The organism is Nibribacter ruber (assembly GCF_009913235.1).
Taxonomy (GTDB): Bacteria; Bacteroidota; Bacteroidia; order Cytophagales; family Hymenobacteraceae; genus Nibribacter; species Nibribacter ruber.
On record NZ_CP047897.1, the window covers coordinates 3,579,987 to 3,595,525 of the forward strand.

At 53.7% G+C, this 15,539-nt stretch carries 9 protein-coding genes; 4 read left to right on the plus strand and 5 right to left on the minus strand.

Going from position 1 to position 15,539, the window contains the following annotated elements:
• Positions 1-64 precede the first annotated feature (64 nt).
• Together uvrB and GU926_RS15040 are read left to right on the plus strand one after the other, a co-directional pair.
• Positions 65-2,098, plus strand: coding sequence for an excinuclease ABC subunit UvrB (gene uvrB / locus GU926_RS15035; RefSeq protein ID WP_160693317.1), 2,034 nt, complete (start codon positions 65-67; stop codon positions 2,096-2,098).
• A 189-nt stretch (positions 2,099-2,287) separates the two neighbouring features.
• A complete protein-coding gene (locus GU926_RS15040; protein ID WP_160693319.1) occupies positions 2,288-3,280 on the plus strand; it encodes a hypothetical protein in 993 nt (330 codons plus the stop codon).
• A gap of 94 nt (positions 3,281-3,374) precedes the next feature.
• On the opposite strand, the gene GU926_RS15045 is transcribed toward GU926_RS15040, so the two are convergent.
• The 3 genes from GU926_RS15045 to GU926_RS15055 are packed head-to-tail and all read right to left on the minus strand — an operon-like array spanning position 3,375 to position 7,271.
• The gene (locus GU926_RS15045; protein WP_160693321.1) at positions 3,375-5,624 is read right to left on the minus strand and encodes a xanthine dehydrogenase family protein molybdopterin-binding subunit; all 2,250 of its coding nucleotides are present in this window, start codon (positions 5,622-5,624) and stop codon (positions 3,375-3,377) included.
• A gap of 13 nt (positions 5,625-5,637) precedes the next feature.
• A complete protein-coding gene (locus tag GU926_RS15050; protein ID WP_160693323.1) occupies positions 5,638-6,621 on the minus strand; it encodes an FAD binding domain-containing protein in 984 nt (327 codons plus the stop codon).
• Positions 6,618-7,271 carry a (2Fe-2S)-binding protein gene (locus tag GU926_RS15055; protein ID WP_160693325.1) on the minus strand — a complete coding sequence of 218 codons (654 nt, stop codon included), beginning with the start codon at positions 7,269-7,271 and terminating at the stop codon, positions 6,618-6,620. The genes GU926_RS15050 and GU926_RS15055 overlap by 4 nt, the downstream gene beginning before the upstream one ends.
• 248 nt (positions 7,272-7,519) lie before the next feature.
• On the opposite strand from GU926_RS15055, the gene GU926_RS15060 reads away from it, so the two are divergent.
• Complete coding sequence (locus GU926_RS15060; protein ID WP_160693327.1) at positions 7,520-8,047, plus strand: GNAT family N-acetyltransferase; 528 nt, start codon at positions 7,520-7,522, stop codon at positions 8,045-8,047.
• 42 nt (positions 8,048-8,089) lie between these two features.
• Here the strand turns inward: GU926_RS15060 and GU926_RS15065 are convergent, their stop codons facing one another.
• Together GU926_RS15065 and GU926_RS15070 are read right to left on the minus strand one after the other, a co-directional pair.
• Entirely contained in the window at positions 8,090-10,297 is a 2,208-nt protein-coding gene (locus tag GU926_RS15065; RefSeq protein ID WP_160693329.1) for a B12-binding domain-containing radical SAM protein, read from the minus strand.
• A 273-nt stretch (positions 10,298-10,570) separates the two neighbouring features.
• Positions 10,571-12,316: a hypothetical protein gene (locus GU926_RS15070; RefSeq protein ID WP_198001425.1), complete on the minus strand. Its 1,746-nt coding sequence runs from the start codon at positions 12,314-12,316 to the stop codon at positions 10,571-10,573.
• A 512-nt stretch (positions 12,317-12,828) separates the two neighbouring features.
• Between GU926_RS15070 and GU926_RS15075 the strand changes: the two genes are divergently transcribed.
• Positions 12,829-15,483, plus strand: a complete 2,655-nt coding sequence (locus tag GU926_RS15075) for a cation-translocating P-type ATPase (protein WP_160693331.1) — start codon at positions 12,829-12,831, stop codon at positions 15,481-15,483.
• The last annotated feature ends 56 nt before the right edge of the window (positions 15,484-15,539 follow it).

Sequence of the window (15,539 nt, forward strand, 5' to 3'; positions counted from 1 at the left end):
CGGCTAAACTCTCTGGCTTTGTCTGGTGTTATAATACGTTATCTTTGACCGTATTTCAGAACGCATGAAGTTTCAACTAACCTCAGAATTCAAACCCACCGGCGACCAGCCCCGCGCCATTGCCCAGCTCACCGAAGGCGTGAATCACGGCGAGCACGCGCAGGTACTGCTTGGGGCCACCGGTACGGGTAAAACCTTTACCGTGGCCAACGTGATACAGGAAGTGCAGAAGCCCACGCTGGTGCTTTGCCATAACAAGACCCTGGCTGCGCAGCTGTACGGTGAGTTCAAGCAATTCTTCCCCAACAACGCCGTAGAGTATTTCATCTCTTACTATGACTACTATCAGCCCGAGGCCTACATTGCTTCTTCTGATGTGTTCATTGAAAAGGACCTGGCCATTAACGAGGAGATAGAGAAACTGCGTCTGCACGCCACATCAGCTTTGCTGTCGGGTAGGAGAGATGTGATTGTGGTGGCCTCCGTTTCCTGCATCTATGGTATTGGTAACCCAGAGGAGTTTGGTAAGAACGTGATTCCGTTGGCGGCCGGCATGAAGGTGAGCCGCAACAACCTACTCTACCAGTTTGTGTCCATCTTGTACAGCCGCACCGAGGTGGAGTTTACCCGTGGAACATTTAGGGTGAAAGGCGATACCGTGGACATCTATCCCGCCTACGCCGACTTCGCCTACCGCATTTATTTCTGGGGCGACGAGATTGAATCCATCCAGCGCATTGACCCCGAGTCTGGCAAGAAGATAGCCGATGAGGAAAGCATCTCGCTGTTTCCAGCCAACCTCTTCGTGACGGGCAAAGACACGCTTAATCAGGCCATCCATGAGATCCAGTATGACATGGTGGCCCAGCACGAGTATTTCTTGAAAGAAGGCCGTGACAATGAAGCTAAGCGCATTAAGGAACGCACCGAGTTTGACCTAGAGATGATTCGGGAACTGGGCTACTGCTCTGGTATTGAGAACTACTCCCGGTACTTTGACCGCCGTGAGCCAGGCGCACGGCCTTTCTGTCTTTTGGACTACTTCCCAGACGATTTCCTGATGGTGATTGATGAGAGTCATGCCACCTTGCCACAGGTACGCGCCATGTGGGGTGGTGACCGTTCGCGCAAGACCGCGCTGGTAGAATATGGCTTTAGATTACCGGCCGCCATGGACAACCGCCCGCTCACCTTCAATGAGTTTGAGAGCGTCATGCACCAAGTCATTTTTGTAAGCGCCACGCCCGGCGACTATGAAATTCAAAAGTCTGAAGGCGTGATTGTAGAGCAGATCATTCGGCCTACCGGTTTGCTGGACCCAGAGATTGAAATCAGGCCAAGCCAGAACCAGATAGATGACTTGCTAGACGAGGTAGACAACCGCATCAAACGTGGTGATCGTGTGCTGGTGACTACGCTCACCAAACGCATGGCCGAAGAGCTTTGCAAATACATGGAGCGCCTCAACATCAAGGTCAAGTACATTCACTCAGAGGTGAAATCACTGGAGCGCGTGGAGATTCTGCGTGAACTGCGTCTAGGCGATATTGACGTACTCATTGGCGTGAACTTGCTCCGTGAAGGTCTTGACTTACCCGAGGTGAGTTTAGTGGCCATTCTGGATACCGACAAAGAAGGCTTCCTGCGCGACCAACGCTCCTTGATACAGACCATAGGCCGCGCCGCGCGTAACGAGAATGGCAAGGTGCTCATGTACGCCGATAGAATCACGGGCTCTATGCAACGCGCCATTGATGAGACCAACCGACGCCGTGCCACGCAGATGGAGTACAACCAGGAGCATGGCATTACGCCTAAGACTATCTTCAAGTCCAAGGAAGCCATCATGGACCAAACCTCGGTGGCAGACTCTAACAAGCGCGAAGCAAAGGCCTACGCCGGACCAGATGAAAGCCTCATGTCCATTGCCGCTGACCCAGTGGTGCAGTACATGAAGCGCGACGAGCTGGAGAAAGTCATCAAGAAAACGGAGAAGCAGATGGAAGCCGCTGCCAAAGAACTGGACTTTTTGCAAGCCGCCAAGTTTAGAGATGAATTGGCCGAGCTTCGCAAGTTGTTGAAGGCAAAGAGAGACTAATCCATTATCATAGTTGCAGAAGCCGTTTTTGGCCTGTTTTTACCAAAACAAGCTAAAAACGGCTTCTGCTTTTTAAAAGATTTCTGATAGGATAGGGGAGAAAGGAGAGAAGCCGGTCATTGTGTTAGAAGGCAGCTGAATGCTTTTGCTTAGACGTTGCCTGACAATACTGCTCTACTACCTAAACCCATGCGTAAACTTTTACACCTGTTGTGGCTTGTAGCCGCTCCTTTCTTGATGGCCGCCTGTGATGACCAGGAAGGTCCGGCGCCCGCCCCGCACTCAGAACTCTCGGCGGTAGTACAGTATTCAAAATATACCAACTTGGGCTATTTGCCAGTGGGCAGAGAATCTGAGATGAAACTCTACTCTGGCGACACCATTCGCTATTTCTTTCGGTTTTCCACTAACCAAGGCATCAAGGATTTTAAGGTGTATGACCATTTTGTAGGTAGGGAGTTTCCATTAATTGTGCACACCAAAGCCACTTCCAAAGCCAATGGCGTAACTTCTAATGAATATGAATTGGAATATGTGGTAGATAGTTACCCCCAATCTCAGAAGCCCTACCAACCAGTTATACTAATCATAGAACCCCAACACGCTGACGGTACTATTTACCTTGACCCATCCACCGGGAAGCCTTTTGAAATGCTGTTTTTGAAGTCTGGGCCTAAGGAATACACTGGAGTTAAACTCTATAACTATTGGGGACCTAACAGCAATTCCTTGGTCATTAGTGACTATAGAATAGACAATCCCACCCCACAGGCGCTGGTGGATGAGCACTTCTTAAGCCCATTCGCCTTTCTTACCAACAAGATGCCCCCGCGCGAGTGGTATGACAACCGTTTTGAACCGTCTTTCACCTCTGGACCAGAAATGGGCGAAGGGAACGTGGCTTTTGTCAAAGTGCCTGCCATTGGCATGAGCTGGCACCAGCCTAACCAGATAGTATTGGCAATGAAACAATATGGGCCAGAGAAATCCACCGTGTTGAATGTGCAAGTGGGTGATGTGTATGCCTTCAGAGTGAAGTATCCAATGATGGGTTCTTGGGTGGTGTACGGCTTGCTGGAAATAAAGAGCATTGCTGATGACCACAAAACTGCCGCAGAAAACGGACATGACAACGATTATCTGGAGTTTGATATTAAGTATTTTCCGGGCTATAGGTCCTAAGCCGTTTTTAGCCTGTTTTCCAGAAACTAGCCCAAAAACGGAAAAGCCGCTCTGCCTTAATGGTGGAGCGGCTTTTCTATTGAATAACTTAATCTTAAATCAGCTTGTCTGGCGTGATAGGCAGTTCCCTGATGCGTTTGCCCGTGGCATTGAAGATGGCGTTGGCAATGGCCGGGGCTACGCCGATGGTCGCAATCTCGCCTATGCCTTTGGTGCCGTTCGGGTTGTTGATGAGGTCGGGCTTGTTTACGAATAATGCCTCAATGTTAGGCGCGTCTGCGTGCACCGGCAAATGGTAGTCTGCCAGGTCTTTGGTCACGTAGCGGCCATATCTGTGGTCCATGACAGTGCCTTCGGTGAGGGCCATGCCAATGCCGCCCACTGCGCCGCCAATCATCTGGTTGCCCGCCGTCTTGGGGTTGATGATGGTACCGGCGTCTGCGCAAGAAACGATTTTGGTCACTTTAATCTGGCCCGTCATTGGATGCACCTGCACTTCGGCAAAATGAACCGAGAACGAGTACATGGAGTATTTCTGCCGCGCCTCTGGGTCTGGCTTAGATTCTTCAGTAACTTCTAGCTCTGTGAGTTTCTGTTGCTTTAAAATGTCGCCGTATTTTAAACGGGTAGTAGGAGAGTTGTTGGTAGAAAGGGCGCCGTCCTTGAAGGTTAGCGTTTCCAATGTTGCCCCTTTAAAGCTGGAGTCTGCATTGCCTGCCACCATGGTGGTCAGCTTTTGCTTAAGCGCCATGCACGCCGCATGCACCGCTGAGCCCACGCTGGCCACAGTGGCAGAACCTCCCTGGCTAGGCGAAGGCGGATACAAAGAGCTTCCCAGCTCAAAGACGATGTTCTCAGCCGGAATCCCCAGATTCTGCGAGGCAATCTGTACCATGGCCGTACCCGTTCCTGGACCAATATCCGTAGTGGCGCATTGCAAAACCAGTTTATTGTCTGGATACAGCGTAGCGCGTACTACCGCCCGTCCGCGGTTTGCCCCAAAGGTGCCCACGCCCATCCCGTAACCCACCAGCCATTCGCCGTTTTTGACCGAGCCAGGTTTGAGTTGGCGCTTGTTCCAGCCAATGCGCTCGGCGCCCATTTTCATGGCCTCGGTCAGGTATTTTGTAGACCAAGGCATGTTGCGCTCAGGATCTTTGTCGGTGTGGTTGAGTAACCTGAATTCCAGCGGGTCCATGCCCAGCACGTGCGCCATCTCATCCATCGCCGACTCTAGGGCAAAAGCACCGGTCGCCTCGCCGGGGCCGCGCATCCAGATGGGCGTACTGATGTCCAGAGGCAGAATGCGGTAGCGGGTGGTGACGTTGGGGCTGGTGTACATCATGCGCGTCTGTAGCAGGGTGCTCTCGGTGAACTCCTCATAAGAAGACGTCTGCCCGATGGCCTCATGCGTAATGGAGGTGATTTTCCCCTGCGGAGTGGCGCTCATGCCCACTTTCTGCCAGGCATGCGGACGGTAGCCCACCATGGTAAACATCTGCTCCCGCGTGAGCATTAGTTTGACGGGTCGATTCACTTTCTTGGCGGCCATGATGGCGGCGGTTTCATGGGGCCAGGTGTGCAAGCCATTCCCGAAGGCACCGCCCACAAACGTGGCAATTACTTTCACGTTCTCCACAGGTATGCCCCAGTCTTTGGCGAAGGCATTTTGTGAGCCGATAACCGCCTGCGTCTTGTCATACACCGTAAGTTTGTCCGCGGCCTCCCAGTGCGCAATGATGGCCTGCAGTTCCATGGGGTGGTGCACCTCCGTGGGTATCACATATTCGCCTTCAATCTTGAGGTTCTCGGTTTTATAAGCGTCCTCTTTGCCCCGGGTGTAATCATTCAAGGGGTGCTTTGGATTGCGCTTCGCCGAGGTTGGCAATACCGCTTCCTTTACCTGCTTATTGAAATCCGTGGCGTGCTTCTCTTGTTCGTATTGGGCTTTCACCAGTTTGGCCGCGTACATGGCTCGCTCCAAGGTGTCTGCCACTACTACCGCAATGGGCTGGTCATTGAAGAACACCTGGTTGTCATGGAACAGGCGCAGAGGCTGACCCACCGGTTTGGGTTCTGTGGGGTGCGATGCCTGCACATAGCCCGGTACTTTGGGCGCATTCAAATGGTGTAACACCGCCAATACGCCCGGCGCGTTTTCGGCGCGTTTGGTGTCAATGCTTTTGATGCGGCCTTTGGCGATGGTACTGCCCACCAGCACGGCGTGCGCCATGTTGGGCAAAACATATTCAGCGGAGTATTTGGCGGCACCGGTTACTTTGAGGCGGCCATCTACCCGGTCCATGGGCTTGCCCACGTTATCTTGGAAGAACAAATCTTTCATATCTATGGGAGGGTTAAACGGCGCCGGCCGCGTTTTTCAAAGCCTGTACAAGCGTATTAGGCCCGAGTTCTAACTTGAATTTGTTGTGCTCAAAGGCCTTCGCCCCGCGCATGGCTAGCTCTGCCGCCTGCTTAAAGGTGGCCTCCGTAGCCGGTTTGCCGGCCAGAAACTGCTCGGCCTCTGTCAAGTGCCATGGCTTATGCGCCACGCCGCCCATCGCCAGCCTCGCCGACTTAATTGTGTTGCCGTTTAGTTCCAATCCCACCGCTGCGGATACCAGCGCGAAGGCGTAGGAGTTACGGTCGCGCACTTTCAGGTAATGCACGTTTTTGGTATAAGGGTTCTCCGTAATGTGTACTGCCGTAATTAATTCGCCTTTCTGCAGGTTGGTGTCAATGTGCGGCGTGTCTCCGGGCAGTCTATGAAAGTCAGCGAAGGAGATTTTCCTGTCGCCTTTAGGGCCAGAGACCAACACGGTAGCATCTAAGGCTACCAAGGCTACGTTCATGTCGCTTGGGTTTACGGCAATGCATTTGTCACTGTGCCCGAAGATGGCATGCATGCGGTTGTAGCCTTCCAGCGCACTGCAACCGGTGCCCGGCTCGCGCTTGTTGCAAGGCATGGCCGTGTCATAGAAATACGGGCAGCGCACGCGTTGCATTAAATTGCCGCCCACCGTGGCCATATTCCTGAGCTGGGCCGAAGCCCCCGCATTTAAGGCCTGTGCCAACAACGGGTGTCTCTCTAGTATTAACTTATCCTCGGCCACCGTGCTGTTCAAGGCCAAGGCCCCGATGTGCGTGGCCCCGTCTTCTTTCTCAATCTTGCGAAGAGGCAGTTTGTTGATGTCCACCAGCTTTTCGGGGTTCATGACGCTGCGCTTCATGAGGTCAATGAGGTTGGTGCCGCCGGCGATGAACATGGCGGTTTGGTCTTTGGCGACGGTGTCAATGGCCGCTTGTGCCTTGCTGGGCTTTACATATAGGAACGGAATCATACGCGCTGTCCTCCATTCTTCACTTCCTTGATGGCATTCACAATGTTGGGGTAAGCCCCACACCGACAGATGTTTCCGCTCATGAACTCTCGTATCTCCTCGTCAGAATCGGCGTGGCCTTCTCTAATACAAGCTACCGCGCTCATAATCTGGCCCGGCGTGCAATACCCGCACTGGAAACCGTCATGCTTGATGAACGCCTCTTGCATGGGGTGCAGGTCATCGCCTTTGGCCAGGCCTTCAATAGTCGTGATTTCCTTGCCGTCCTGCATCACTGCCAAAGCCAAACAAGAATTTACCCGCTGGCCGTCAACGTGCACCGTGCAGGCGCCGCACTGGCCGTAGTCACAGCCCTTCTTGGTGCCGGTCAGGTGCAGTTGCTCGCGAAGTAAATCCAAAAGCGTGGTGCGTGGTTCAATGGAGAGCTTGTGCTTTTTGCCGTTGATATTCAGGCTCACCTTCACCTGTTCAAAAGCAGCAGCTACTTTCTCCTCCAACTTCAGCTCGGCGGCTTTGATGGCCGCGGTAGGAGCCAAAGCCAAAGCAGTCAAAATGGAAGACTGTTTTAAAAAGGTTCTTCGGGCTTCATGGGGGCATTGCCCACCTTCCCCAGAAGGGGTAGATGAGGGAAGATTGTTTTCAAATGCCATATACAAAAGGATTGAATGACGGGATAGGTTTGCTCAAGTAATAATACGCAGGCGTCCAGTTAGAAGCAGTCTAAATTAACGTAAGCCCACAAGTGCCTTTGCCGAAGTAGAAACGCCAGTCTAAAGGCCACTTCCGTTTTTGGCCTGTTTCTGGGAAAACAGGTTAAAAACGCATTTCGCTAACCCAAGTATTTGAACTCAAGACTCAGCCCTCCTTGTCGTATCTTTGCGGAAACGAATTCTTCCCCGTGAAAACTTCCGCTCCTTTTACCTTTAGACTGGCTACCGCCGAAGACGCATCCGTACTAGCAGATTTAGGCTGGCGCACCTTTGATGAGACCTTTGCCGCCTACAACAAACCCGAGGACATGGAAGCCTTTAGGCCCACCGCCTACACCACAGACTTGCAAGCCGAAGAACTAGCCGACCCCAACACGGTTTTCTTGCTGGTAGAGGCAGAAGGGGAGGCAGTGGCGTATGTGAAGTGGAATACTGCTGCTGCGCCCACAGAAATCTCAGGACAGAAACCTTTTCAAATCAGTCGATTGTATTTGTTGCAAGCCTGGACAGGCAGGGGATTAGGTGATACTTTGATGCAAATGAGTCTGGACCGCGCCAAGGAAAACGGGCATGATACGGTGTGGCTCACGGTGTGGGAAAGCAACGAGCGCGCCATTCGGTTCTACCAGAAATATGGGTTTGAAGAAGCCGGGGAATTAACCTTTGTGCTAGGCCAGGACGTGCAGCGCGATTTGTATATGCAACGCAAGGTATGATTCCGTTTTCGGCCTTTTTTCCGGAAAACAGACCAAAAACGCTTAGACTATCAGCAATCCGCGCTCGCGGAAATCTAGCCACGTGTCCGTAATCAGGAATTCCTGGAAGGTGAACGGCTGGGCTTCGGGGTAATCTGCGGCCATGTCTTTGAGCAGGAACTTGGTGCCGTAGTCTTCAGATAAGCGCGTGAGCCACGTGTGCAACCATTGACCAACTTCCGGCGACGTCTTGATTTCATATTCCTCCGTTTTATCTGTGAAGGTGAGCAGGGCGTTGTGGAAGGTGCGGCCTTTTTTGGTCTTCAGTTCCACCTCTATGTCGGGGGCGTTGCCCAGCCACAGCACGCGCAGGTTCTGCTTCTCAGCATCTGGTTTGCCCATGGCTTCCACGGCCTGGGCAATCATGTTCTTAGGTAGCGAGACGCGCGGCACTTTAAAATCAAACCAGAAGGAAAGCGGTTCTTCCAGCCCAATGCCGTGCATGAAGTTGTAGAGCGCCTTGGCCAGGCCCGCGCCGTACAGTTCGTGGTCGGCGCCTTGCGGGTCATCGTGCCAGAGGTCATTGTCGGCGAACAAGCCGGGTTCCGGGCCTACTTTCACCACGCCGTATTTCTCGGGGTTCTTGCCTACGGGGCTGTGCGCCGTCATGGAGAAGCGGTGCCAGTAGCCACTCTGAATCACGTTCTGCTCAAACAACTGGCGCACTACTTCCAGCGAGTCAATGGTCTCCTGAGCGGTCTGCGTCGGGAAGCCGTACATGAGATACGCGTGCACCATGATGCCGGCGGCGGTGAAGTCGCGGGTGACTCTGGCCACCTGCGCAATGCTCACGCCTTTCTCCATCTTCGCCAGCAACCTATCTGACGCTACTTCCAATCCACCCGAAACGGCAATGCAACCACTCTCGGCTAATAATCGGCACAAATCAGCGCTGAAAGTTTTCTCAAACCGGATGTTCCCCCACCAAGTGATTTTTACGCCGCGGCGCAGAAGTTCAATGGCCAAATCGCGCAAGGCGAGGGGAGGAGCGGCTTCGTCCACGAAATGGAAACCGGTTTGGCCCGTCTGTGCAATAATCTGCTCAATGCGGTCTACCAACAAGGTGGCCGGCGCGGTCTCATACCTTGAGATATAATCTAAGGTGATGTCACAGAAGGAACAGCGTTTCCAGTAACAGCCGTGCGCAATGGTGAGCTTGTTCCAGCGGCCGTCAGACCAGAGACGGTGCATGGGGTTGAGCACTTCCACCACGCTCAGGTAATCATGAATTTTTAGGTCACTGTAATCTGGCGTGCCTACTTCTGTATGTGGAATGTCAGCATCCTGGGCACCGTTGATGAATTGGACTTCGCCGTTTTGGAGCAGGAAGGTGCGTTGCAGTTGCTCTACGCTTCGCTGGCTTTGAAAGTACTCCAGCAGTTTGAGCCAAGGGCCTTCGCCGTCATCTAGCGTGATAAAATCTATGTAGTGGAATACCCGCGTTTCGCGCAGAGTCCTGAGTTCTGTGTTGGGGTACCCGCCACCCATGAGCGTTTTTATGTGCGGGTACTTCTGTTTAATGAGTTGGGCCAGACGCAGGGCGCCATACAAATTGCCTGGAAATGGCACCGAGAAACCCACTACGTCCGGCTGTACTTCCTGCAAACGCTCGGCCAGAATATCCAGCAGCATTTGGTCTACCAGGTTGGGCGAAGTCTGTAACTCATTCTCCAATGGGTCAAAGGACGTGGCGCTCATGGCCAGCTTATCGGCGTAGCGGCTAAACCCGAAGTGCGGGCACACGGTCTCCTTGATCAAATCGCCCAAATCTTCTAGGTAGAGCGTAGCCAGGTACTGGGCACGGTCGGTAATTCCCATCGTCCCGAAGGCTTCCTCCAAATCCGCCAATTGTAAAAACCGGCTGGCCTCTGGTAGAAAGGAACCCATAGCAATAGGGTGCGCCAACGTGCTGTCTCTGCCCTGCAAAAACTTGATGACCGGCTCAATGGTGTCTAAGTAGGACTTGCGCAATCGCACCATGCGCTGACTGTTATCAGACAGTTCATACGTTCCGTCCAAAATAGCCTGAAACACTTGGTTCAGCCCTTTCCTGGAAAACAACCGCAGTACCAACTCCAGTCCAAAATCTGCCTGCGTCACATCAAACCCGCGTCCGCGCAGAAAGCCTTTGATGTAGGCCGTAGCCGGGTAGGGCGTGTTCAACTGCGTGAGCGGCGGCGTAATGAGCAGGATTTTTGGCGAAGAGGTCAAGGGATTCAAATTTGGGCAAAGGTACTAAAAGGAGTTCTGAGTCTTGAGTGCAGCGTCCTGAGTTTGAAAAAAACCGTTTTTGGCCTCTTTCCTTGAAAAGAGGCCAAAAACGGAAGTAGCACTGGTGAGAGGAAAACAGTTAGCACATGCTTTGAGTTCGATGGAGCAGTTTCATAAGGATAGAGGTAGTCTATTGAAAACAAGAAACCCGTTTTTGGCCTGATTCCTGAGAAATAAGCCAAAAACGGGTTCCTGTATTTATGATACTTTTACTTAATGCTGGTGTTGCATGCCACTGTTGGCTTTCTTGCTTCCGCCGCCCATCATCAGGCCTGGGTTCAGTCTTAGGTAAATTTCACCAGAGACGGGCGTTTTGCCATACAACGGTTTCAGTTTCTCACCTGTTGCAAAAACGGTGGCCTGCACGCCCAAAGTCAAATACGTATTAGCGAAGTTGGCCACGCGTTGGCTGGTGCCTACGGTGAGGGCGTGCACGTTGAAGACATCGTGGTGGTCAAACTGTTCTGTCAGGTCTAGTTCGCCGGGCGTTTTCTGTACGAACTCATAGCGTCCGTACACGGCGGTTTTATCTAGCTGAAGGTTGGCCTCGGCAATGGCCGAATGTTCCTGGTGATGGCCACCGCCGTTATAGCCCCAAACCAAGGCGGAGGTAAAGAACCTGTCTCCTCCACTAGGCAAGGCTCTGCTGTAAAGCGCCGAGGCGGTCGTGCGAACTACGTCTTCATCGGGTTCTAAAGGCTCAGGGCTTTTGAGCCAACCTCTGGAAACCTGCAAGGCCCAGTTCTCTGTGGGGTTATAAGACAAACGGGCTGCATAGGAGTCAAAGCGGGCCTTGTCAAAGTCGTAGCGGTTCTCATCGGGCTCCCGGCCTGTGAAGTTGGAGCCTTCCAGCTTGAACTGCTTGTACCTAAAGCCCACCGTGGCCACCCCAAACGTGATGTGCGTAGCATCCTGCCAGTGGTGGCCCAGCGGCGACTCTGGGTTGTTGAACGCCGAGATACGGTGCATAAACACCGGAGGCCCCACAACAGGCTCTCCGGGATATCCGAAGAGACCATACACATCCACGTCTTCGTTGACCATGTGCGTGTAGCCTACGCTTATCTCAGAGAACAAGTCATGCGGGTGCTGGCGGTCTACTAATTTTTTACCGCCGCCGTAGGTTTCGCCGCTCTGGAACAGCAAGGGATAGCCGCGGTCACCCATGGTCAATTCATCTAGGCTCATCATGACGCTAAAACGCAACAGGCCGCGGGTACCCACGTTGCGCTGGGCCATGCCCATAAACCAGTTGGGTGCGTCCAGCTGCGAATCTCCTCTAGAGCCTTTGTTGAAAATATCCTGCTTGTTGTACCGCAGCCAAAGCTGACCATGGAACATGAGCATCCAGGGGCCGGTGTGTTTCATGTAGCCGTACATGGGCGTGGCGTCAGGGTGCCAGCTGGTGCCAGAGCCATTTCTATTCATGGGCAGGTTGCGCGAAAAGGCATGGCTCATACCGCCAGCACCATGGTCCATGCCAGCGTGCTGGGTGGTGTCCTGCATTTTGGCGCCTTCTTTCATCATCATGCCGGGGTGGTGCTGATGCTTTTTAGTAGTGTCCTGGAGCATCATCTCATGGCCGGCATGCGCATCAGTTTTAGAACTGTTTACACTGTCTGCCATCATCTGATGTCCCTGATGCATCTGCGCAGAATCCATTCCCATATGCTGGGAATGGTCCATGGGAGCAGGAGTGGGTTTCACGGTTGGCTTTGCCGTGGGCGCAGGTTTCTTCTTGGCCGGTGGCGGGGCCGGTTTGTTCTTTATCTGCCCATGCTTGGACGGTTTGGCCTTTGAGGGTACCACTGCCGGGGTGGCTTTTTGGGGAGTAGCCGCGGGTTTCACTTCCTGCTTCTTTTCCTTTTTAACCGGAGGTGGCGTGTGGTGCTCATGTTGCGCGGTGGCCGTGAAAATGCTCAGGACCAAGGCTATGCTTAAGGTGATGATCTGTTTCATAAAAGCAGTGAATTAGGTGAGGGACGTACTGCTACAAAGAAAACGGATGCCTGCGCCTATTGTTTAACAGCATTCGGTAAGACTTGTGCATAATTCAATGAAGCAGGATGTCCGTTTTTAGGCTAATTCCCAGGAAATAGGCCAAAAACGCACCTAGAACCAGCAGGGCACAAGGGACATTGCTGCTGGCTGGGCATCGCCAAAAAGAACAATCGTCTAACTGGTATCCACTGCGGTTGCGCCGTAAGCAGGGGTATAGGGTTTCAGGGCAGGCGGTTTATTTATCAGGAAGTTTCCCGCTCTGTGTTCAACGTTTCACCTGTTGATGCGCAAAAAATGGGCTTCTTTCAACTAGGAGAACAGCAAGAACCGAACGGAAACTTTGGTCTGGCAAAAATCTGGTTCGCTGAAAACACGTTACAAGAAAATATAGGTCACGCCAGGCAGGGCAAAGAAAGCCGCCGAGCGTTAGTCAGAAGACCCATCTGTCCATAAACACAAGACCCCGTACCATGGAATTTTATCAGCAGCCCGTTTCAAACGTCTTACAAGACCTAAACACGTCTACCCAAGGACTTTCTGGGGCAGAGGTGCAGCAACGGATAGAAACCCACGGGTACAATGAGCTGAAAGAGGCAGAGCGGGACCCCGTATGGAAACTGATTCTGGAGACCTTCAAAGACCCCATGGTCATTGTGCTTCTGCTGGCGGCCTTGGTGCAATTGGCCTTGGGCGAAGTCATGGAAGCCGTCATCATCTTCGCGGTGCTGGTGCTCAATGCGGTGGTGGGCGTGGTGCAGACCAAAAAGGCCGAAGGAGCCTTGGATGCGCTCCGCCAAATGTCGGCGCCGTCTGCCAAAGTCTTGCGTGATGGCGTCAGGCAAACCTTGGCCGCCCGGGAACTGGTCCCCGGAGACGTGGTAGCCCTGGAAGCCGGCGACTACGTGGCCGCCGACGGACGCGTGCTGGAAAGCAGTTCGCTGCGGGTAAATGAAGGCATGCTCACCGGCGAGTCTGAACCCGTGGAAAAACACACAGACCCCATCTCAGAAGAATCTGCCCTGGGAGATCGCAAGAACATGGTCTACAGCGGCGCGCTGGTGGTGTATGGCCGGGGGCGCTTTGTAGTGACGGCCACCGCTGAGAAGACAGAGATTGGCAAGATTGCCGGTCTGCTGGCCTCGGCGGAGGCCAAACAAACGCCGCTCCAACGCAAGCTGGCAACCTTTAGTAAGCGGCTGGGCTGGGTGATTCTGGCCTTGTGCGTGCTCATCTTCGGGGTAGAGGCGTTCAGGGTCTGGAGCGGAACGCATACGGGAGACATGACCGGGGCGCTGCTCAAGGCATTTATGTTTGCCGTGGCTGTGGCCGTGGCTGCCATTCCAGAGGCGCTCTCCTCCATTGTGACCATCGTGCTGGCCGTGGGCACCCACCAGATGGCCCGCCGGCACGCCATCATCCGGAAGCTGCCCGCCGTGGAGACCTTGGGTTCTACCAGCGTCATCTGCACAGACAAGACGGGCACGCTCACCCAGAACAAAATGACCGTGGTAGACTCTTACGTGCCCGGCCGTACACAGGAACAGTTTGCCCAAGCGCCAGACCAATGGTCAGAGGCAGAGCGGTGGCTCATGCAGGTGGCCGTACTGTGCAACGATGCCCACATCAACAAGGACGGCGCTGAGCTAGGCGACCCTACCGAGGTGGCCCTGATTGCCTACAGCAATGAGAAGCAACTGCCCTACACCCACATAAGAAACCAATTCCCCCGTGAGGCCGAGCTGCCGTTTGACTCAGACCGCAAACTCATGTCTACCGTGCACACCATGGGCGGGCAGCGCGTGTTGTTGACCAAGGGCGGGCCAGACGTGGTCTTGTCACGGTGCCGCCGCGTGCTGGTAGACGGCCAGGAAAAACCAGCCACGCCAGAACTGTTGGAAGGAATACGGGCGCAGATTGAGGAGTTCTCTGATAGAGCGCTGCGGGTGCTGGCCTTCGCCTATAAACCGCTGGCTCCCTCTGGTGCCCTCACCTTTGAAGAAGAGCAGGACCTGGTGTTGGTAGGCCTCAAAGCCATGATTGACCCGCCGCGCGAAGAAGTGTATGCCTCCATTGAAGAGTCCCGCAAGGCAGGCATTAAAACCGTCATGATCACCGGCGACCATAAAACCACCGCCCAGGCCATTGCCCGCCAGATTGGCCTCATGCAAGAACAGGACATTGCGCTCACCGGTCAGGAACTGGATGATCTTTCTGAGGAAGAACTGCACCAGAAACTGGAACAGGTTTCTGTGTATGCGCGGGTCTCCCCCGAAAACAAGATACGCATTGTGCGCGCTTGGCAGCAGAAAGGGAAAGTGACGGCCATGACCGGCGACGGCGTGAACGATGCTCCCGCCCTTAAGCAAGCCGACATTGGCGTGGCCATGGGCAGCGGCACTGATGTGGCCAAGGATGCATCGGCTATGATTCTGACGGATGACAACTTTGTCTCCATTGTGAACGCCGTGGCCGTGGGGCGCACCGTGTTTGACAACATCAAGAAAGCCATTGCCTATCTGTTTGCCGGAAACCTGGGAGCCATCATTGCTATTCTGTTCGCGCTGGCCCTGGACTGGGTCAATCCGTTCAATCCCATTCAACTGCTGTTTATCAACCTCCTGAATGACTCTCTGCCGGCCATTGCCCTGGGCATGGAAAAGGCCGAGCCCAACGTGATGCTGCGCAAACCCCGTGACATCAATGAGGGGATTTTTGCCGGCGGAATGATGAAGTCTGTGATTGCCCGCGGGGTCTTGATTGGTGCGGCGGTGATTGTGTCGCAGTGGCTGGGTCTGCAACAATCCCCTGAGATGAGCATTGCCATGGCCTTCACCACCTTGATTCTGGCTAGAACGCTCCAAACCTTTGCTGCCCGTTCCAATACCCAGACGGCCATTGGCGCCGGTTTCTTTGAAAACAAATACGTACTGGGCGCGGTGTTGCTGTGCTTTGGGCTGTATGGGTTGACGGTGCTGCCAGGCGTGCGCGAAATCTTCTCCATTCCGGCAGACTTCGGGTGGGAGGAATGGCAGAAAGCCGCCGGTCTGGCCGTGGTCGCCGTCGCCCTTATGGAACTCTGGAAACTCACGCCCTGGGCTTCTGAGAAGAGGCAGCTGGTAAAGTAAAAATCGGCCCGTAATCAGAACTTTGTGAGGCTGATTCTGATGCTTGGCGGCCATTT

Coding starts and splice junctions, on each gene's coding strand:
- uvrB (WP_160693317.1), top strand. CDS start 65: ATGAAGTTTCAACTAACCTCAGAATTCAAACCCACCGGCGACCAGCCC.
- GU926_RS15040 (WP_160693319.1), top strand. CDS start 2,288: ATGCGTAAACTTTTACACCTGTTGTGGCTTGTAGCCGCTCCTTTCTTG.
- GU926_RS15045 (WP_160693321.1), bottom strand. CDS start 5,624: ATGAAAGATTTGTTCTTCCAAGATAACGTGGGCAAGCCCATGGACCGG.
- GU926_RS15050 (WP_160693323.1), bottom strand. CDS start 6,621: ATGATTCCGTTCCTATATGTAAAGCCCAGCAAGGCACAAGCGGCCATT.
- GU926_RS15055 (WP_160693325.1), bottom strand. CDS start 7,271: ATGGCATTTGAAAACAATCTTCCCTCATCTACCCCTTCTGGGGAAGGT.
- GU926_RS15070 (WP_198001425.1), bottom strand. CDS start 12,316: ATGAAACAGATCATCACCTTAAGCATAGCCTTGGTCCTGAGCATTTTC.
- GU926_RS15075 (WP_160693331.1), top strand. CDS start 12,829: ATGGAATTTTATCAGCAGCCCGTTTCAAACGTCTTACAAGACCTAAAC.